This is a genomic window from Cellvibrio sp. BR (assembly GCF_000263355.1).
Classification (GTDB): domain Bacteria; phylum Pseudomonadota; class Gammaproteobacteria; order Pseudomonadales; family Cellvibrionaceae; genus Cellvibrio.
Window position 1 is genome coordinate 37,553 of the sequence record NZ_JH668200.1, and the last position, 20,430, is coordinate 57,982.

16 protein-coding genes are annotated in these 20,430 nt (G+C 50.1%); 11 read left to right on the forward strand and 5 right to left on the reverse strand.

Features of this window, described 5'->3' with window-relative positions; genetic code table 11:
* Positions 1-14: 14 nt before the first annotated feature.
* From O59_RS00205 to O59_RS00215, 3 genes are all read right to left on the reverse strand, one after another.
* The gene (locus tag O59_RS00205; protein WP_040390941.1) at positions 15-677 is read right to left on the reverse strand and encodes an outer membrane beta-barrel domain-containing protein; all 663 of its coding nucleotides are present in this window, start codon (positions 675-677) and stop codon (positions 15-17) included.
* Positions 647-1,429: an SH3 domain-containing protein gene (locus O59_RS00210; RefSeq protein ID WP_007638252.1), complete on the reverse strand. Its 783-nt coding sequence runs from the start codon at positions 1,427-1,429 to the stop codon at positions 647-649. Before O59_RS00210 ends, O59_RS00205 begins: the two co-directional genes overlap by 31 nt.
* 83 nt (positions 1,430-1,512) lie before the next feature.
* Positions 1,513-4,404, reverse strand: a complete 2,892-nt coding sequence (locus tag O59_RS00215) for a PD40 domain-containing protein (RefSeq protein ID WP_007638255.1) — start codon at positions 4,402-4,404, stop codon at positions 1,513-1,515.
* A gap of 607 nt (positions 4,405-5,011) precedes the next feature.
* Here O59_RS00215 and O59_RS00220 point away from each other — a divergent pair.
* The 11 genes from O59_RS00220 to O59_RS00270 all read left to right on the forward strand — a co-directional run bounded on the left by O59_RS00220 (position 5,012) and on the right by O59_RS00270 (position 18,671).
* A complete protein-coding gene (locus O59_RS00220; protein ID WP_007638257.1) occupies positions 5,012-6,244 on the forward strand; it encodes a hypothetical protein in 1,233 nt (410 codons plus the stop codon).
* 10 nt (positions 6,245-6,254) lie between these two features.
* A complete protein-coding gene (locus O59_RS00225) occupies positions 6,255-8,858 on the forward strand; it encodes a LamG domain-containing protein (RefSeq protein ID WP_157152420.1) in 2,604 nt (867 codons plus the stop codon).
* Between the two features lie 19 nt (positions 8,859-8,877).
* Positions 8,878-10,467, forward strand: a complete 1,590-nt coding sequence (locus O59_RS00230; RefSeq protein ID WP_007638261.1) for a hypothetical protein — start codon at positions 8,878-8,880, stop codon at positions 10,465-10,467.
* Between the two features lie 182 nt (positions 10,468-10,649).
* Positions 10,650-11,873 (forward strand): hypothetical protein, encoded by a 1,224-nt coding sequence (locus tag O59_RS00235; protein WP_007638263.1) that lies wholly within the window; start codon positions 10,650-10,652, stop codon positions 11,871-11,873.
* A gap of 59 nt (positions 11,874-11,932) precedes the next feature.
* Positions 11,933-12,829, forward strand: coding sequence for a hypothetical protein (locus O59_RS00240; protein WP_007638265.1), 897 nt, complete (start codon positions 11,933-11,935; stop codon positions 12,827-12,829).
* Between the two features lie 108 nt (positions 12,830-12,937).
* Positions 12,938-13,834, forward strand: a complete 897-nt coding sequence (locus O59_RS00245) for a hypothetical protein (RefSeq protein WP_040390944.1) — start codon at positions 12,938-12,940, stop codon at positions 13,832-13,834.
* A gap of 70 nt (positions 13,835-13,904) precedes the next feature.
* Positions 13,905-14,840 (forward strand): hypothetical protein, encoded by a 936-nt coding sequence (locus O59_RS00250; protein WP_007638274.1) that lies wholly within the window; start codon positions 13,905-13,907, stop codon positions 14,838-14,840.
* Between the two features lie 165 nt (positions 14,841-15,005).
* Positions 15,006-15,596 (forward strand): hypothetical protein, encoded by a 591-nt coding sequence (locus O59_RS00255; RefSeq protein ID WP_157152422.1) that lies wholly within the window; start codon positions 15,006-15,008, stop codon positions 15,594-15,596.
* A 124-nt stretch (positions 15,597-15,720) separates the two neighbouring features.
* Entirely contained in the window at positions 15,721-16,503 is a 783-nt protein-coding gene (locus O59_RS00260) for a polysaccharide lyase (RefSeq protein WP_007638280.1), read from the forward strand.
* Between the two features lie 167 nt (positions 16,504-16,670).
* Positions 16,671-17,990 carry an ammonium transporter gene (locus tag O59_RS00265; protein ID WP_007638282.1) on the forward strand — a complete coding sequence of 440 codons (1,320 nt, stop codon included), beginning with the start codon at positions 16,671-16,673 and terminating at the stop codon, positions 17,988-17,990.
* A 51-nt stretch (positions 17,991-18,041) separates the two neighbouring features.
* The gene (locus tag O59_RS00270) at positions 18,042-18,671 is read left to right on the forward strand and encodes a hypothetical protein (protein ID WP_007638283.1); all 630 of its coding nucleotides are present in this window, start codon (positions 18,042-18,044) and stop codon (positions 18,669-18,671) included.
* Between the two features lie 17 nt (positions 18,672-18,688).
* On the opposite strand, the gene xerC is transcribed toward O59_RS00270, so the two are convergent.
* Positions 18,689-19,675: a tyrosine recombinase XerC gene (gene xerC, locus O59_RS00275; protein WP_007638284.1), complete on the reverse strand. Its 987-nt coding sequence runs from the start codon at positions 19,673-19,675 to the stop codon at positions 18,689-18,691.
* A 48-nt stretch (positions 19,676-19,723) separates the two neighbouring features.
* The gene (locus O59_RS00280) at positions 19,724-20,416 is read right to left on the reverse strand and encodes a DUF484 family protein (protein WP_007638285.1); all 693 of its coding nucleotides are present in this window, start codon (positions 20,414-20,416) and stop codon (positions 19,724-19,726) included.
* Positions 20,417-20,430 lie beyond the last annotated feature (14 nt).

Here is a 20,430-nt window from a genome sequence, read left to right on the forward strand (position 1 = left end):
AAAAAAATTCTGGATTAAAAAAATACCGACACACCCAAGCGCGATTCCAAATTGGTGATGCGTTTTGCCTCACCAAATAATTCATGTTCGAAGCTGTGGCCGCGCATGCTTAAATCCAGCGCCAACCAATCGGTAGTATAAAAACGCAACCCCGCGCCGATGGTGGTGGTGAAATAATCTTTTGCGGCAAAATCGGTATTGCCCGCACCCGCCATCAGATAAAAGTGATTGTTAAACGTCCACTTGTCCGACATAAAAATTTGGCCATGCAAAAAATTGTAGCCCAGCGATAAATTGTAATACGCCAGATCGCGCTGATCATCGGTCAAGAGTTCAACGCCACCGCTCAATAATTCATAACTGGTTTTTTGCGTTTTACTGGTGCCGTAAGCGGCCTCTACAAAAAAGCTTTCGGTGATGTGATAGGCGAGCGTCACCCCGGCCACGCCATTGGTGCCGAAATCCTCAATGGATAAAAAACCGTAAAACACCCCCAACTCAAAATTTTCCGTATCCAAATCATCTTCTTTGATTTGACGACGTTTAATGTCGGGCGTGATTACCTGTTCCAGTTCATCCTCATCACTGCCTTCATCTTGCGCGAACACCGGCTGGGTGATGCTGAAAATCCCAAGCAGCACTGCGCTTAGAAAAAGACGTTGAAACCGAGTTTCCATTCATTAACCTCTTCGTTGGTATTACGACTGGTGAGCACGTAATGATTGGTATAGTCCGCGCGCAAAAACAAACGCCCGGTGAGATGTACATAAGCGCCCAAACTGGCTTGCATTAAATTGTCTTCACGGTCTTCCGTTTGTACCAGCGTGGCGCTGGGAAAGGTTTTTATTTTGCCGCTGCCAATGCTAAAAAACGGCGATACACGCCATTCGGGAAATGGTTGAAATAACACTGCCGCCGCAAGAATTTGGCTGTCAGAAAACTGGCCGGTGTTTTCCGCGTAGCGCACTTCGGCCGATAAATTTTTAGTAAAGCGATAGCCCAGGTTCATGGTCAAACTATCGGCGCCAGCAAAATCGCCGTAGGCCGCGCCCAGTTCAAACCGATCCACCAAATAATCGGCTTGTTGGTTATCGGGGAAATCCGGTTTGCTGCCATCGGGCGACAGCGTGAGCTTCATGTCATCGCGTTTAATCCAGCCTTCCAGATCGCGTTTGGTTTTGATTTTGATCCAATCGGTGCGGCTGTATAACAGGGTGATCACTTCTTCGCGCTCGACCACATGGAAAATCGGGTAGCCGCTACCGGGGCCTGCATACACATTGATAAACGCATCATCAATAACGACTTGCAGCGGTTCGTCGGGTGAAAACCAATTAAACCACTGCGCCTGCGTTGGCAGCGCCACGCAGAGCAACAAACTCATTATTAAATAGCGCCCTTTCAGGATTCTGCGTGCACTGGCAATCATGCCTTGCTTCCGTGTGTTGTTGTGATGATTGTTGTTGTCATTGTTATCTTGCTTATTTAGTTGGGCTTTTTTAGTTAGGCTATTTAGTTAGGGACAGCCAATTCAAAGGGATTGGTGTAATAGCGACCATTGGTGTCCAGCCATTCGGACAGGAGTTTTAACTCGGCCGCGTTCAAGAATCCCATATGAGTGCCATTGTTTTCAAATTTATCAAAGAAACGATTGCTGGCATTAGCACCGCCACGACTCATGGGCGGCGGCAAGAAGCCGGTGTTTTCCATACGCGGCACCGGGTTGCCTAAAGTATCCAACTGCAATTCACCGGTTTCTTCGTTGGCAAATTCAAAGGGGCAGTCGACTAGACCATCACAGGTGGGTATGCCCTCCTCATCCAGCAATACTTCACACTGGGGAATAAAATCGTAGTTGTCTTCAAATTCACATACGGGCAACAACACTGCCAAACCGCCCTCATATAAGAATTGGATCTGGCGTTGATTACCGTTTAACAATTGCAGGTAAGAGCGCATTTCGGTGTTGGCGTTTTCTTTGGCGCGCAGCAAATTCAATTGCATGGCTGGTACCTGCAAATTGCCGTCGGCATCGGCGGGAGAGTGGCAGGCAACACAGGTATTTGCCGTTCTGGCGATAGCCAACTCAGGATCAGTCACCGTCATAGGTTCACGCTCGCGCTCCCACAGCGGTTGGATGTGATATTCGTAATTAACCACTACCCGACAGTTGGCATTCCAACTGGATTCCTCGCGGCAAGCAGCCGGTGTTGGTGCAGGGATTTGGTCGGCGGTGGCGCCGGGAACCAAATCGTTATAGCGATAGGAAAACGCCTCTGCCGGGGTCAGACCGGGCGCAGTCCACAGATCGCGGAACAGTAAATCTACTGTTGGATTACGCAAATTTTGATCCTGAGCCGGGCCAGCCATAGGCCCGCACACCTGACCATTGACCGTTTCCTCACAAAAGGTAGAACGCGCCGCAAACTCCGCCATGGTTTCGCCCATCTCAGGGGCAATCGGTACACCCAAACGCTCGTAACGCTGGGTATTGGGGAAGTTGATGGCACTCAATGCGCCTGGGTTAATCGACGCAGGTGATTCAGGTAAATCGTTACGTCCATGCACCGCCGTTTCATTATTGGCGGCGTGGCAACCGTTACAGGTCATTTGCTCACCGGGGCGCAATTGCAAATAGGTATTGTGGTTGGCGCTGATTTGGCGGCCATCGCGATCCAGAATTTCCAGGGAAAATGCGACATCGGCAGGCACTGTCACCATCACCGAACCGTCGGCCTCCACCGGCGCGTAACCGAGGATCTCCTGAATGCCGTTATTGCCGTTAAAGAGGTTGCCGTAAATATTGTCGTCCTGATCGTCGAGGGTATCGTCATCAATGCGGGATACAGCTTTCACCAAACGGATAAACCGTGCGGGGCGCTGATCGGCGGGGCGGGCAATCATCGCTTGCAGGTCGGCGGCGCCAGAGTTCATGGCGTTAAACGCGCCGTCCAAATCATATACGCTGCGAATGTGCAGCAAGCCAAGGTTGCGCGCCGCCAGATCCGGGTCGGTAGTAGGCTGGATAAAGGCCGGGTTATAGGCGCTTTGCTCCAATGCCAGCGCTTCGGTAAACACTTTGCCATCTTCGGCAAGCACTACCGGCAATTGGGTTTGGTTGTTCAGGTCGTAAATCCACAGGCCATAAAAGGGTGGCGCCTCCTCATAACCTTCGGCAGGCACACCATCAATCAACAAGGTTGGTAAACAGGGCTGGAGACGCGCCGCCGTGGTGGCGGTCTCGGTCTGCAGTAAGCGGCACTGGCTCCAACTGACCAGCAGGCGATTGGTGCCATCGTAGAGTGGCGAGAGCGAGGCAAAGCGGCCATGTAGTGACACCAGATCGGTGGCGATATTGACCGGTTTCACCGACAAGGATTGCACCGCACCTTCCAGCGCGTCGGCACCATCCACTACCACCATATCGCCGCCCAGTTGCAAGCCGTTTTGCAAATAGATAGCGGCAATACGGCCGTCGGGCAATATTTGTGGGCGCAACAGACGCGGCACTTCGGTCATATCATCGGCGAGGGGTTGATTGAGGCTTTCATCGCCGAAATAGCGTTGCACGTCAGTGCCATCGGGGTTGGCGCTGTAAAAGCTCAGTTGCTCGCCACTCCAGCGCATAAATACCAAACGGCCATCGGGCATAACTTGCGGCTGCAGGTCATGGCTGAGGTGATAGCTGAGTTGCTGGATATCGGTGCCGTCATCCTTCACGCTGTGCAGCAGGAAACTGGTGATGTCGTTGTCCTGGGTGGTGACGGCGCCAAATTGGGGCTTGCCTTCATCGAGCAGGATTTCCTTACTGCGTTTTTGGCGGTTGGAGCTGAAAATAATGCGGCCGTCGGGCAGGTAGCGGGGGCTGACATCGTGACCTTTTTCGGCTTCAAAATCGGAGCTGATGACGCGGCGCAGAACTTTGGTGGCGAGGTGATATTCCCAGATATTCCAGGTGGGCTGATCCTCGTCGTCCTCGTCCAGATCCGGGTCGAGCGGCGCGCGCATGGCAAATAACAAACGGGTACCGGCCGAATCGACCGCCACATCTTTTACGTCGTAGTTGGGGTTTTCCGCATCAAAAAATTCATGCTCCGCAAACGCGGCGCGGGTGATATTCACCACTTCTGCTTGCGTCGTGGCGCGCGCTTTCAGGTAGAGCTCGCCGCCAGGGTTAAAACTGTCGGGCATAAACACATCGGGGTAGACCGGTTCGCCGTCTTCATCCACCGGAAGCGGGCGCTGGATGTAAGCCACGGGAATATCCACCACCACCGGGTCTGGATCCTGACCACCGTTGGAACCGCCGCCGGAGCTACCACCGCCACAGGCGGTGAGTGTCAGCAGCGAGCCAAACACCAGCCAGGGGGACAGGAAAAACGATGGAGTAACAAATTGCGTCATAGCCAGTGGCCCAGAATCCGGAAAGTCATGTAAAGGGGGTTTTGCCCTACAAAGGGCTTTGCTCATCACCCATAAAAGGCATTTCTTATCAAAAGTCGCGCCAGTTGTGATTATGGCGACGGGAATGGCGCGCATGCTAGAGCATAGTGACTAGCGCGTCATAGCGCGCACAATATTCAACCGCTGTCGCCTCAATGATTGTGACTCAGGTCTCGATTCTGCAATGAGCCGGTTGGAAGATTGAAAAAGACGAGGATGATGCCGCATTGCAGCACTTGCCCAGCTTCATACTAATCTGACATTTTTCGTCAGCTACTTTTCCCCGGCAGTATTCAGTAACCCTAACCAGGACGTTTTGCGTCAGCGCTCTCGCGGTCTGGCGCCCCGCCAATAACAATACCGAGCTGACCTTTGCCTTGGCAAAGGCCGAAATCTGGCGCCAAAAGGATATTTTGGAGAACTGTTTCTAATTCTTGAAAAGTATCCCGGCTGCAGCGGCCAGTCCAATGATGTCCGGCATATTCACTGCATAGCACGAACCTTAACAACACCAATAGCATCCGCGCCGTTCGGCGCCCGGATGCAGACCTCTTACCCAGGAGCAACCGTGATCAACACTAACTCCCGCTTATTTACCCAAGCGGCGCGCTGCCTACCCTACGCCGGGCTCGCTGCGCTGCTGGCGTTTAGCAGCGCCAGCTATGCCGGGTCGCGCGAACAAGCGCTGCAAATTCACAACCGCATTGCCGGGGTTCCACCCACCGAAACGGTACTGGCGCAAATGAGCGCCGAGATCGAAGCCGGGCAAGTGGCCAGCGCCGTGCGTATCGCTATGGATAACGAAGCCTTTTACAGCGTTACCTTGAAAAATATGGTCACGCCCTGGACCAATCGCGACCGCACGGTATTTGCGCCGCTCAACGACTACACCGCCACGGTCATTGGTTTAGTGCGCGATGAAGCCGACTTCCGCAGCGCGCTCTACGATGATGTGATCTACACCAGCAGCGCCGCTGGCCTGCCCGCCTACTCCAATAGCAACAATAGCCACTACGAGGCGATCGAAAACCAGGGCGTAAGCTTGAAGGACACCCTGGTCAGACGCACCCAGTCCAGCGTAAATGGCCTACCGGCCGATGCCACCTCGGGCGTGATTACTAGCCGCGCTGCCGCCAAGGCATTTTTTATCGCCGGTACCAACCGCGCCATGTTTCGTTTTACGCTCATCAACCACCTGTGCCGCGATTTGGAACAGGTACACGACACCAGCCTGACGCCGGATTTTGTGCGTCAGGACGTCAGCCGCAGCCCCGGTGGCGATAGCCGCGTATTCCTCAACAACTGCGTTGGCTGCCACAACGGTATGGACCCGCTCGCCAAAGCTTATGCCTATTACGATTACGAATTTGATGTAGACGCCGACCCGGATGGCCTGAATGGCAGCATTCACTACAACACCGAAGGCACCCTCGACCCGGATACCGAAAGCCGGGTGGAAAAGAAATACCGCATTAATTCCAATACCTTCAAATACGGCTATGTAACCACTAATGACGATTGGCAGAACTATTGGCGCCAAGGCATGAACGTACATTTGGGCTGGGACAGCAGCCTGCCCGGCAGCGGAACCGGCGCCAAAAGCATGAATAGGGAGCTGGCACACAGCCAGGCCTTTGCCAGCTGCCAGGTAGAGAAAGTGTTCCAAAATGTGTGCCTGCGCAAACCCGCCGATAGCACCGACCGCAGCAAAGTAGAGGCTATGACAACGGCTTTCGCCAACGCAAATTACAACCTCAAACAAGTGTTTATCGACACTGCTGACTACTGCAAAGGTGAATAAGGTGATGAAAATGCGCATAACAACAGCATCGTCACTTTTACAGTGGCATAAACCCAAATTGGGGAGAGCCGCGCTCGCGATACTCACCCTCACTGCTGGCCTACTGGGTGGTTGCGGTGGTTCGGGCAGTGGCAGCGAAGTCACCCCCAATAACCCTCCTCCACCTGCCACCGGCGGCGATAACTTTACCTATCGCGGTGAAAAACCGGCGGGCACAGAAGACATCATCAAATTCCAGAACGAACTCTGGATCAACATGGCGCGCGAAGACCGCTGCGGCGGCTGTCATCAGGTTCAAGCCCCCACCTTCGCCCGTGGCGACGATATCAACCTCGCCTATGCCTCGGTGATTGATGAAGCACTGGTGACCTTGAGTGATCCGGCGTCATCGCGTTTGGTCACCAAAGTGGCTGGCGGCCACAATTGCTGGTTGGCCGATGCAGGTGCCTGCGCCGACATCATGACTGGCTGGATTAACAAGTGGGCAGGTCCGCGGGAAACCAGCGCTAACGATGTGGTGCTCAAGGCACCCGCTGATCGCGCCATCGACAATACCAAAAGCTTCCCTAGCGACAGCAGCAGTTTTGCCACTAATGTTTATCCGTTGCTGACCGAATACTGCGCCGCTTGTCACGCGGAATCCGCCGCGACGCGCCAACAACCCTACTTGGCGAGCAGTGATATCGCGGTTGCCTACGAAGCCGCCAAAAGCAGAATGCGCTTGGACAACCCGGCACAATCGCGTTTGGTACAACGCCTGCGCGCCGACTCCCACAACTGCTGGGACAATGACTGCGCCGCCAGCGCCAACCAAATGCAAGCCGCCATCCAGGCCTTGGCTGACAGCATCACCGCCATCGAAGTTGACCCCGATTTGGTGGTCAGCAAAGCAGTAGGTTTGGGCGATGCCTTTGTGCTCAGCAGCGGCGGCCGCATCGATAGCGACATCATCGCCAAATACGAATTCAAAACCGGCAAGGGCACGGTGGCGTTTGATACCTCAGGTGTAGACCCGGTTGCCGACCTCAACCTGATCGGCAATGTTAGCTGGAGCAGCGCTTGGGGCGTGAAATTTGCTGATACCGGCCGCGCCCAAGCGACCGTGAGTGGCAGCCGCAAACTCTACGACTTGTTACTCGGCTCCGGTGAATACACCATTGAGACCTGGATTATTCCCGACAGCCTTGACCAGGGCGCCAACGACAACAATCCGGCGCGCATCGTCAGCTACTCCGGCAGCACTACCGAGCGCAACTTCACCCTCGGACAGTACGATTACAACTACATCGGCATGAATCGCACCGGCGAAAGCGATGCCAATGGCGAACCGGTACTCGCTACCAATGACAATGACGAGCGCGCCCAGGCTTCACTGCAGCATGTGGTGCTCAGCTTTGACCCGATTCGCGGCCGGCGCCTCTATGTCAACGGTGAATTCACTGGCGACAACGACGCCACCGCTGGCGCCTTCCTCAAAGACTGGGACAATGGCCATGCACTGGTGGTGGGTAACGAGGTATCGGGCAATCGCCCTTGGGCGGGCAGCTTGCGCTTCCTCGCCATTCACAAACGCGCCATGAGCGAAGGTGATATCAAAACCAACTTTGATGTAGGTGTAGGCGCGCGCTACCTGCTGCTGTTTAACGTGTCCGAGTTAATCGACCAGCCGGCCTGTTTTACCACCACGACAGAAGGCACCAGCGGTCAGTGTTTTATCGTGTTTGAAGTGCAGCAAATCGACGATTACGGCTACCAATTTGCCGCGCCGTTCTTCACCGTTCTGGGCGATGGTGCACTGACCAGCGCTGTTCCCCTCAAAGGCATTCGCATTGGGGTCAACGGCACCGAGGCACCGGTAGGCCAGGTATTTGCCAACATCAATACCCAGCTAGCCGCCGGGGAACTCACCGATGGCCGGCAAACATTGTCACCCTTGGGCACTGTGGTTGAAGCCAAAAATGGTCCCGAGGAGGATGTATTCTTCCTCACCTTCGACCTGATTGGCAGCAGCTCCTACACCCGGGTAGTCGCTACACCGCCCCCACCGGCAGCGCCGGCCGACATTCCCGACCAACCAACCCTTGGTCTGCGCGATTTTGCGGAGATCAATGCCAGCTTGGCGGCAATGACCGGTATTCCTGCCACCAATACGCTGGTTGCCAGCACCTATGAAAAGGTGAAACAGCAGCTGCCAACACTGACCAATCTGGACGGTTTCCTCGCTGCGCAGCAAATGGGCATCACCCAATTGACCGTGGCCTATTGCAACGCGGTAGTGGGTAACTCCAGCGCGGCCAATACGGCGCGTGCGGCGCTTTTCCCCGGCTTTGATTTCAGCGCCGCCGCCAATGTCGCCTTTGACACACCCGAAAAACGCGACTTGATTATCGAACCGCTGCTGACGCGCCTGTTAGCCAATGAAGTGGCCGATGGCGCCAATCCACACAGCCAACTCGATGGTCAAGCTGACCCCGCCGAGCTGCGTTTGGAACTGAACCAATTGATCGACAACATGACCAGCTGTGGCAGCGGTTGCGCCGCCGACCGCACCCTAACCACCGTTAAAGCCACTTGCGCCGCCTCCCTCGGAAGCGCCGTTATGTTGTTGCAATAATTACCGGAGCGAACCCGACATGGCCAAATTCAAAAAACCACTGCACCCGGACGCCCCGCTGCTGCTCAATAACCATCGCCGCCCGGTCACCCGCCGCGAGCTGATCGCCCAAGGCTTTAAACTCGGCTCAGGCACACTCATTGGCGGCTCGCTGATGAGCATTCTGACCAACCCCGCCTACGCGGCCGATGTCAGCCTATCTGCCGATATCGCCGCCGCGCGCGATGCCTGTGGTATTGCCGCCCAGGGCGCGGGCAAGATTCCGTTTATCTGTTTCGATCTCGCCGGTGGCGCCAACTTTGCAGGCTCCAACGTGCTGGTCGGTCAACGCGGCGGCCAAGAGGATTTCCTCAGCGCGGCAGGCTATAGCAAACAGGGCTTACCGGCGGATATGGCGCCCACCGCCTCCACTGCCGCCACGCTGATCGATAACAGCCTCGGCTTGTTATTCCATGCCGACTCGCAGTTATTGGCAGGTATTAACTCCAAGGTCCAAGCCACCACCGCCGCCAATATCAACGGCGCCGTCATCGCCGCCCGCTCGGAAAACGACACTGGCAACAACCCGCACAATCCTATGTACGGCATTTACAAAGCCGGTGCCGCAGGCTCATTGGTGGATCTCATCGGCTCGCGCAATAGCGATTCCGGTGGCAACTCCATGGCGCCCGCCTCGCTGATCAACCTGGAAGTTCGTCCCACTAAAGTGGATAACCCCAACGACGTAACAGGCTTGGTGGATGTGGGCGATCTGGTGGATTTGATGAGTCAGGAAGACATAGTCAAAACCATGGAATCCATCTATCGCATTAGCGATGCCAAACTCAACGCCATGGCCAGCCTCGGCACCAGCAAAGACGCCCAGCTCAAAGAGCTGCTGCGCTGCGGCTATGTCAAAAGCGCGGATTTGGCCGCACGCTTTGGCAACCCGGCAGATATAGACCCGATTGCCGATGCCGATATAGTCGGCGCCAACGGCATTTTTTCGTTCGACGAATTTGATCGCGACGGCGAACTGCGCAAAACCGCTTCAGTGATGAAGCTGGTTATTAACGGTTATGCGGGCGCAGGCACCATCACCATGGGCGGTTACGACTATCACACCGGCGACCGCTCAACGGGCGAAGTACGCGACGAACGCGCCGGCCGCTGCATCGGCGCCTGCCTCGAATACGCCGCACGCAAAAATATGCCGCTGATGATTTACGTCTTCAGCGACGGCTCGGTATTCAGTAACGGCATGATCGACGACTCCATGGCCGGGCGCGGCAAAGGCGTCTGGACCGGCGACGACCAACAAACCGCCTGCTCCTTTTTCCTCGTCTACAACCCAGGCGGCCGCCCGCAGCAATTGGACGGCAGCCTCACCGGAAAACAAATTGGTTTTATGCGCCCCAGTGGCGACGTAGAAACCTCCGGCAGCCCGGCGGCAAACAACGTTAATCTGCTAGTAGAAACCGTCGTGCTCAACTACATGGCACTGCACGGCCAACAAAACCAATTCGGCACCTTATTCCGCGGCCACGGCTTGGGCAACGCCACCATGATGGACCGCCTCACCGCCTTCCAACCCATTGTTGGCGGCACCATCGGCAATCCGCCCGCCTAAACAATTTCTCTCACCAGCAAGTGTTTAAGCCGGTACTCTGTATCGGCTTTTTTATGTGATGCAATTTTCCTCCTACGCAGTTCACATCATCACCATTAAGTTTGGTTTCAACATTCCTCTTGTATCGATCAATTGGCTAATATCGCGCTTGTTTACACCTACCCCAAAAAGGAGATTTTTTTATGGATACCAGCATCAACCAATTCACCCAGCTAACATTCCGTTATGGTGCAATACAGACCTCGCCAGAGCATGTGGCGATGTTGAATTCGCAAGGGGTTGTACCATTTGCAGATACAGATCTAGAGAATGAAGCTAGCACGGCGGGCTACCAAGTGCTGCTAAGTGGCTACGCGGACTTCATTCTGAAAAAGGAAAGAACGTCACAACAACGCGGGGATTTGACGAGCTTATTGAAAAGCCTGCGCTCCATCCCTAGACCCAATCAAGCCAAAGTCTTAAAAGGAAGCGTCAGCACCTATAAACTGGAAAACAATTATTACCGAGCAGATTATAGAATCGCGAATGGCCAAATAATTGTTTACAACATACAACCAGTTGATCGCTTACAAAAGCAACGCGACAGACAAGAACAAGCAGCCCTCTACAAGATAAAGAGAAGTGAACAGGGTATTTGGCAAGTGAGTGCTCGTGTTGAGTCTGTCGCCACCCGTTACGCTGCCGTTAATGGTCAATCTAATAATTTGGCAAAAGCATCCTGGTTAATGGGCAGCCATTTGGAGTACGAATTCAAAAACCTGCAGGAGTACACGCTATTCCACAACCCGAGTGTTGGCGGCGCAGGTGATACTTGGGAATCCTTCCGCGACAAGATGGGAATCACAACACCAGTGACCAAAAAATTCGCACAAATTTTAGCTGAGACCCAAGCTGCCGGTAATGAGACCGGCTGGATTGCACATAGCCAAGGCGGTGCTATTTTCGCAGAAGGAGTACGTTATTTGTTGAATAGCCAGAGCAGTTGGGCGCTTAACAAGCTTCGACTGAACGGTATACGCAACCCGGATAAGGGTGAACTATTGAATAAACAAAGCGTCGCCTTCCATGCTAACGCCAATAACAATATGCGTTCCAAGCCGTTGTTTTCCCGCGCAGGAATTAAAGTTCTCGCTATTCGCGCCAATGACTACGATATGGTGCCTAACTTAATCGGGATGAACACCTTAAATCCACGTAAGTTGTTAGGGTCACTGGTATATTCCAGCCATGTATTTAATGGCTCAGTAGCGCAAAGCCCTCATACCTTAATGCAAGATCAGAAAGCTTGGGATGCCAACATGGACAATGGCCCCGGCAAAGGCCGGAACATCATCCAAAAAGCATTTAACAAAACCGAAAAAACAGCATCCAAGCTCGTAAAACCGCGCCCCAATTATTTACCCTAAACCTGACGAAAAGAATCATTATGCCAACTAACAGGGTCTACAAATTACTAGGAATAATCATGATGTCCGGACTGAGTCAACTATTAGGATTAACCGCTAACGCCGCACCAACAATATATCCACGGCAGGTAGATCTATCAGGCAATATTTTTCATTTTGCAATGCCTGAAAACTTTAGCAAAGATATGCCTGCGGAAAACATGGTAGAAAAACTGGATATTGAGGATTTGAAAAAATTCGACAATCCCGAATACGGCAACATCATTCGCCGCTGGTGGGACATTAAAAAGCCTGGATTTTTTGGCAAAGAACTGGGCACGGTAATGATGGATATTTCTGTTCAGCGAGTACCGAATAACAAGAAAAAATTAATTCATATCAATGCATACAATATTGCAAACCGTCTTGATTTTTTATTGATGATCAATGACACATTGCATCAACGCTACGATGAGCTTAATAAAAATTACCGGGGACAGGGCGGGATCGACGGCGATTATAGCGTAGACTTTTGCTACCTACTTGGATCAGAAATAGAATCTGATTACAGGGACTATAATTATAATGGTCAAAAATGGATTGGCTATACAGTTACTGCTCCTAACGCTCAGCTAATTGTGGGACTGGTAACACCAGTCACTCAAGATACTTATATTGAGCTGGTTTTTACATTCAGCCCCAATCACGACGCTAGCCCCAATGAATTTTTAGACGTCGCACATATGACAACTCAACTAATAGAAGATAGTCTGCGGGTAAATTACGCGGCAAATAACCCAATCAAACAAGTGATAGAAAATGAGTGGCCTAATACCACCAACAATGAAACACTAGCATTACATAAAGATAAATTATTAATCCCTCTTTTTGGGCCAAACATTTATCAACGATTGGAAGAAAGCCAAAAAAAGGCACTTGAATTAAAGAAAGAGCTGGATCGTCCTTTAGAAGAATAAAACCAATCTATCTGAAACTATCAAATACCTAACAATTTGGGTATTTGATAGCAAGCAACGCAGTTCATTATGCCGACAAATAAAACCCTTCAATTAATGATAATTTCTATGACGATTGGACTGAGCCAATTATTAGGATTAACAGCTAACGCCGAACCAAAAATATACCCACGCCAAGTGAGCCTGTCGGGTAACATTTTTCATTTCTCCATGCCCGAAAATTTCAGCAAAGACATGCCTGCTGCAAACATGATTGAAATCCTTAACATTGAAAATCTGCAAAAATTCGACAATCCGGAATACGGCAACATTATCCGACGCTGGTGGGACATTAAAAAACCAGGTTTTTTTGGCAAAGAACTTGGGACTGTAATGATGGATATATCCATTCAAAGAATCCCCAAAAATAAGAAAAAAGTCCTTAGTGAAAAAACATTTAATATTACCAATCGCCTTGACTTCATGATGATGATCAACGAGCAACTCCACAATCGATTCGACCAACTAAACCGTGAAATCGAACCAGAGCTGCCGGGAACATATGCATACTATTTCAGTTGCTGTTCCTTACTAGGAGAAAAAATACTTTCAAACTATCGAGACCATATTTATGGCAATCAAAAATGGCTTGGATACTCAGTAGCAGCGCCACTGAACCAGTTAATTGCTGGACGTGCCTTACCTATTAACAAGAACAGCTATTTGGAAGTTATATTTACTTATAGCCCCAACCAAAACGTACCCCCTCGAGAGTTTCAAAATATCGCCCATCAAACAACTCAACCTATAGAAAATAGTTTTAAAGTTGATTATCTACCAGAAAATGAAATAAAGAATCTGGTGGAGAAAGCATGGCTCAATAAAACCAACGATGAAGTCATGAATGAAAACTACAACGCTATTTTAGTACCTTTGTTTGGCGCTAACATTCATCAAGAAATTGAGGAAGGAAAGCGAAGTGCGCTGGAATGGCAAAAAGAAATGAATAAACCTTTAGAAGAATAAACCCAACCTTTCAGTTGCTATCACATGCCTAAACAATTTCGGCATGCGATAGCAACTAACGAAATTCATTATGCCAACAACTAAAACCTTTCAATTGATGATGATTTCTATGATGCTCGGACTGAGTCAATTATTAGGATTAACCGCTAACGCCGCACCAACAATGTATACACGGCAGGTAGATTTATCAGGCAATATTTTCCATTTTGCAATGCCTGAAAACTTTAGCAAAGATATGCCTGCGGAAAACATGGTAGAAAAACTGGACATTCAGGACTTGGAGAAATTTACCGACCCCGAATACGGAAACATTATCCGCCGCTGGTGGGACATTAAAAAACCAGGTTTTTTTGGAAAAGAAATTGGTACTGTGATGATGGACATATCGGTTCAGAGGGCTCCAGACAACAAACAAAAGCTACTTCATGATAAAAAGTTTAATCTTGCAGATCGCATGGACTTTATAACAATGATTTATGATCATTTACATCAGAGATATAATCCATTAAACATTGAAGCCAAAAAAAATTACGGCGAAGAAAATGCATATCACTTTGGAATTGGCTCATTAGTTGGCGATCAATTGCGATCACATTATCGTGACTACACCTATAATGATCAAAAATGGATAGGATACAGTGTATCAGCCCCCTTAAATCAAATAATAATTGGCTTTGTCATGCCACTCACTTCCGATGCGTATTTAGAGCTGACATTTACCTACAGCCCCAATCAAAATATTTCCTCCCATGAGTTTTTTGAGGTTGCAGACAAAACAACACAACCAATAGAAGATAGCTTACGGGTAAATTTCATTTCAAATAACCCTATTAAAAATGCCGTCGAAAAAGACTGGCTGAACACCACCAACAATGAAACCCTGGCATTACATAAAGATAAATTATTAATCCCTCTTTTTGGGCCAAACATTTATCAACGATTGGAAGAAAGCAAAAAAAAGGCACTTGAATTAAAAAAAGAGCTAGATCGTCCTTTAGAAGAATAAAACTAACCTCACCAGCAATCATCAAATGCCCAAAATTTTGGGCATTTGATAGCAACTAGTGCCTCCCCGAATACAAAAAATATGCATGACGTAAAAATAACACTTCGAATCCTTGCTTTCTTAATTCCCCTATTGTGCTCATGCAAACCAAACGCCGAGCCTATATTGAAAGAGGAAACATACGAAACAAAAACTATATTCTTCACTAGAGAAGATGACGCTTCTCCCATGGGACACTGGAAAACAAATATCGAATACCCAGTAATATTAAACAACAGCCCAACAATTAAGAAAATCAATGCTTCCATTTTACAAATGACCACAGAGTTTCAATGCGATGATCAAAATGGGGATAAACAATTTCATGCAGAAGTTACTCTGACAAATGACAAAATTTTCAGCCTCAAGTTTTCAGACTCTTGGTACTGCCCTGGAATGCCGTACACTAAAGGTAGAACCGGCGCAATAACATACAACTTGAAAACTGGCGAAGAAATTGAAATCAATAATGAAATTGAACGCAGCATGAGTGTAGAGTTAAATAAAAAGCTTAATAGCGGCCTGACCAAAGCATTAAAAATAAAGCAAATAGAGGAGGGGTGCCCAACCGAATCAGGTTACTTCTACTTAACAAGACATGATGTGGTTTTTGTGAACAAAAGTGATGACCAAGAAACCTTGCAATGTGAAGTTGAGTTTAGGATCAGCCGCAAAGAAATGAAAAAATACATCACAGAGAACTCTGCCCTTCTGTGAGCCTAGCTGCGAAAAGCATTCGCATTTGGCGACTGCTTTTCACTAGCGATAAAAAAGCAGAGCAGGCAAGCTACATGCAAGACTTAATTATCGAAAAACCCTACAACCAAAGAAAATAACGCCCATGAAACAAGTACTCCAAGCAGCAACCCTAGCCTTATGTTTTTACACACTCAATGCCAGCGCCAGCATTCTCTGGCAGGGTGATTTTGAAACCGGCGATATGAGCCAGTGGAGCACACCGATTAATCCCGCAGGACATTCGGTGATTTCAGACTGCGTATTTGACGGCAAGTACGCCGGAAAAATCACACTCACCGGTGATGAATCATTTTTGTGGCACGGCAATAAAGATTTGAACCGCAGTGAATTTCACCATCGCTATACGGTAGGTGAAAACAATGAAGGCAGCACACAGGAAGGGAGCGATACTTTTTTTGCATTTAGTTTTTATTTGCCGAAAGAATTGAGCAAACACAAACACGAATTGGGTTATTGGGAATCCGACAAAAGCTGGCAACAAATGTTTCGCTTTAACATTCAAGGCAGTGAATTAAGTTTTCAGGAAACCGCTGCAAAAAATGTGTTGTGGAAATTGCCCAAGGGCGCCGCACCCGGCCAATGGCACCGCGTCGCCTTGCATATTCACTGGTCAACAAACCCAAAACTGGGTTCAACCGAAGTCTGGGTCAACGGCAAACACATGGGCAAAAATAATTTCCAAACCCTGCCAGTAAAAGACGCCCTGATGTTTACCCAAATCGGCATTCTGCGCAGCCAGGAAAACAGCACCGAAGAAATTTTAATTGATGGCGCACTGCAAACTGACAACCTCACCGAGTTGTTGGAACGCAATCGTTATTTGATAGGCAAAACCTGCCAACCAACAGCGACCGTATCGCACTGATCATTTCAGTGCAATGCGATGCACCATACAAAATAAAAAGCACAACAAAAGTGCAGTGGACTATCAAATTTCATTGCTACGTCTCAACTAAAGCACGCCGTTGGGCGGCCACCCTAAATGGCACATGAGTTGCAAAACTACCTTCATTCATATCAAAGGTGGTGCTTATGCGATTCGTTTATCTTGCACTTGCTTTCTTTTTCTCCTCGCTCAGTGCCGGCAGTCATGCCAGCGAAACTTCCATCGCCGATTTAAGCAGCTCACTCAACAGCAGTTGGGTGGTGCTCGCAGGTGTTCTGGTGTTTTTTATGCAGGCCGGTTTTGCGCTGGTGGAAAGTGGCATGTCGCGCGCGAAAAACGCGGTGAATGTCATTATGAAAAACTACATGGATGTGTGCGTATGCAGTTTACTTTTTTGGGCACTGGGATACGGCTTGATGTTTGGCATTAATACCACCGGCTGGTTTGGCAGCAGTCATTTTTTACCGGCAGATTTAAGTGATTGGGATTGGACCTTTTTATTTTTTCAAATGATGTTTGCCGCTACCACGACAACAATCGCCAGCGGCGCCATGGCAGAGCGCGTGCATTTTCATGCGTATTTAATTGGCGCCTGCGTGATTGCCGGGTTCATCTACCCAGTATTTGGCAGCTGGGCATGGGGCAGTAATTACCAAGGCGATGGCTGGCTCAAAGCGATGGGGTTTGTCGACTTCGCAGGCTCAACGGTTGTGCATTCCATGGGAGGCTGGATCGCCTTGGCCGCTGTGATAATTTTAGGGCCGCGCCTCGGCCGTTTTAGTCACAGCGGGGAAGCGCGACGCATTCCCGGCCACAACTTAACCATGGTCGCACTGGGCGGTTTTATTCTCTGGTTCGGTTGGTTTGGTTTTAACGCTGGCTCCACGGTGGCGGCCAATAGCAGCATCGGCAAAATCGCATTGAATACTCACTTGGCGGCCTGCAGCGGCGCGCTGGGCTATATGCTCATCAGCAAATTATGTAAGCAGGCGATTTTATTAACCGGCACGGTCAATGGCAGCCTCGGCGGTCTGGTTGGTATCACCGCGGGTTGCGCCACCATGGAGCCGCTGTTTGCCATGCTCACCGGAGTGATCGCAGGTGTTATTAGTTTCCTCGGCCCGAAATTATTAACCAGTTGCAAAATCGACGACGTAGTGGACGCAGTGAGCGTGCATGGTTTTTGCGGTGCTTGGGGCACCTTGGCAGCGGGAATTTTTTATGCGGGCGACATGTTTGATATGAGCCGCATTACCGTACAACTTATTGGTATTGGCGTCGCCTTGGTGTGGGGCTTTGGCATTGCTTATTGCGCATATTTTTTAATTGATAAATTGGTGGGCATGCGCGCCAGCAGTTTGCATGAACAACGCGGGCTGGATTTCACCGAGCACGCCGAAATTGGCTACCCGGAATTTCAGGATACCCGCGCACTGAATCAAGAGGCGTTAAACGCCCAGCGTTAACTGCGCACTAAAAACCACTCGCTAATCGCTTTCTATAAAACCGAGGCTCATGTGACACCCGAACAAAAACGCCAAGCCGTTGAAGTGGCATTAATGCCCTTTATTCACGGCCAAACGCTCGCGCAAGCGTTGGTATTGTGGGATGAAAAATATGCCCACAAACCTACCTTTGCACTACAACATTATCTGCGTGAACTCTGTAGCGATATTGAACTCGCGCATATGCGCTCGCGAATGCTGCAAGCATTAGTCGCCGCTTTTTCATCATTGCAAGACAATCGACAGGAACAGCATAACGCTCCCATTGCGACAGCAACCAAAAGTGCTGCCAACAAAAACCACAGCTCACCTGAACTACAAATGTTTATGGCATTAGTAGAGCAACTAATCAACAGCGCCAAAGGCGACAACGCAACACGGGTGCGTTTGTACGTATTGGAAAATATAGAAAAAATCCCGCTGCCACCCAACGACCGCCGCGCATTACAAAGCTGGCTCAATCAAATCGAACCACTCACCGGCACCACCCCTACTATCCCTTTAATGCAGCAGGTGATTAATCTCACTTACGTGGGTTTGTGCGAATATCTCGGGCCAATTAAAGCCGACCAACTATTGCAGCAAAGCGTAAGCGCAGTGCAACGCGCTTATCCGTTAATGAAAGTGCAAAGCTTGTTGTGAATGATAAGCGTGGAAAATTATTCCGCATCTGGATCAGTTTTACGCCCCGCACGCGGATGCGCTTTGTCGTAAACCTTGGCGAGGTGTTGGAAGTCGAGGTGGGTGTAGATTTGGGTAGTAGAGATATTGGCGTGGCCGAGCAATTCCTGCACTAGACGTAAATCACCGCTGGACTCGAGCATATGGCTGGCGAAAGAGTGACGCAGCATATGTGGGTGGATCGGGTTATCCATACCCTGGGTGATGCTTAATTGTTGCATGCGCATTTGCACCGCGCGATGGCTGATGCGGCCGCCGCGCTGGGTGGTGAAGAGGGCGGGCTCGTTGTCTTGGGTGTATTGTCGGCGCGCGACAAGCCACTCTTTTAGTGCGGCAATTGCCATGGCGCCGACGGGCAGCAAGCGGGTTTTGCGGCCTTTACCGGTGACAGTGAGCATGGCTTCGCCCCAATCGATATCGTTCAGATTCAAACTGGTCACTTCTGCCAAACGCAAACCGGATGAATAAATTAACTCCAGCAGCGCGCGGTCGCGTTTATTAATAAAGTCATCACCTTCCACAGCCACAAATTGTGCGGTTTGATCCACGTCCATGGTTTTGGGTAACAGCTTGGGGGATTTGGGTGCACTGATGCCATCGGCAACATTATTTTTCATCCACCCGCGACGAATACAAAATTGAAAAAAACTGCGTAGCGATGACAACCAGCGCTGTAAACTTTTCCCGCCCAAGCCTTCCCGATGCAAATGCGCAACCGCGTTACGCACATGGCTCATCGCTACCAGATTTAAATCCGTGAGATTTTTTTGCGCACAATAGTTGCGGAATTTTTCCAAGTCGCGCTGATAGTTTTGTTGGGTGAGCGGAGAGAATTGTTTTTCACTGCGCATGTAGGTGAGAAACGCAGCCAATTCATGCGCAAAAGGCAATGCGGGCACCGCAACAGGATTTTCAGCACTGGTAGGAGAGGAAAGCTTATGGTCAGGTGGCAGTTGCTCAGTCATGCAGTTGATCAGTCATAGTAGTTCCGGCACGCCAGCTGCGCGGGGGTATCAGCGTGGCAAATATTTAGGTAATAAACGGTTCAGAACTTCTGCAATATAACCTAAAAATAAGGTGCCCATACTAGAGCGATAATAGTTTGGATCGCGGTTGCCAATGGCAAGCAGGCCAAAGGCGCTACCGTGCATCAGCGGCACTACCGCCACCGAGCCAATTTCACTGGCGTGATTGCCAAATACAAACTCCAATTCTTTGCTGCCCAGCGTACCGCACACCGCGCGGCTATTTTTTAACAGTGCGCCCAAATGCTCACGGGCTTCAGCAATGCTCACGACACGGGCCTGACTGCTGGGCACTTTTTCCAGGTTGCCAAACAAAATAACGCTGGTGAAATGAATCGAGAAATCTTTATCAAAACTGTAGTGCAGCGCATCGATTATATCGCCCATGTCTTGCCCTTCTAACAGGGTGAGCACGAGGCGCTTGGTTTTATCGAATAACTTGTCGTTGTCGCGCGCATTGTCGAGCAGTTTGCTCAAGCGATGGCGCATATCGATATTGCGCTCGCGCAGAATCGCTACCTGCCGTTCCACCAGCGAAATTGCCGAGCCAGATTCGTGCGGCAAGCTCAATTCGGCTAATAAATCCGGATGGTTTTCAAAAAATTCCGGATGCTCGCGCAACCAAGCTTCGATTTGTTCCGGCTCGAGAGGATCGGCAAGTGTCGGTTTATGTTCGGTCATAGCCTTTAGTTCTA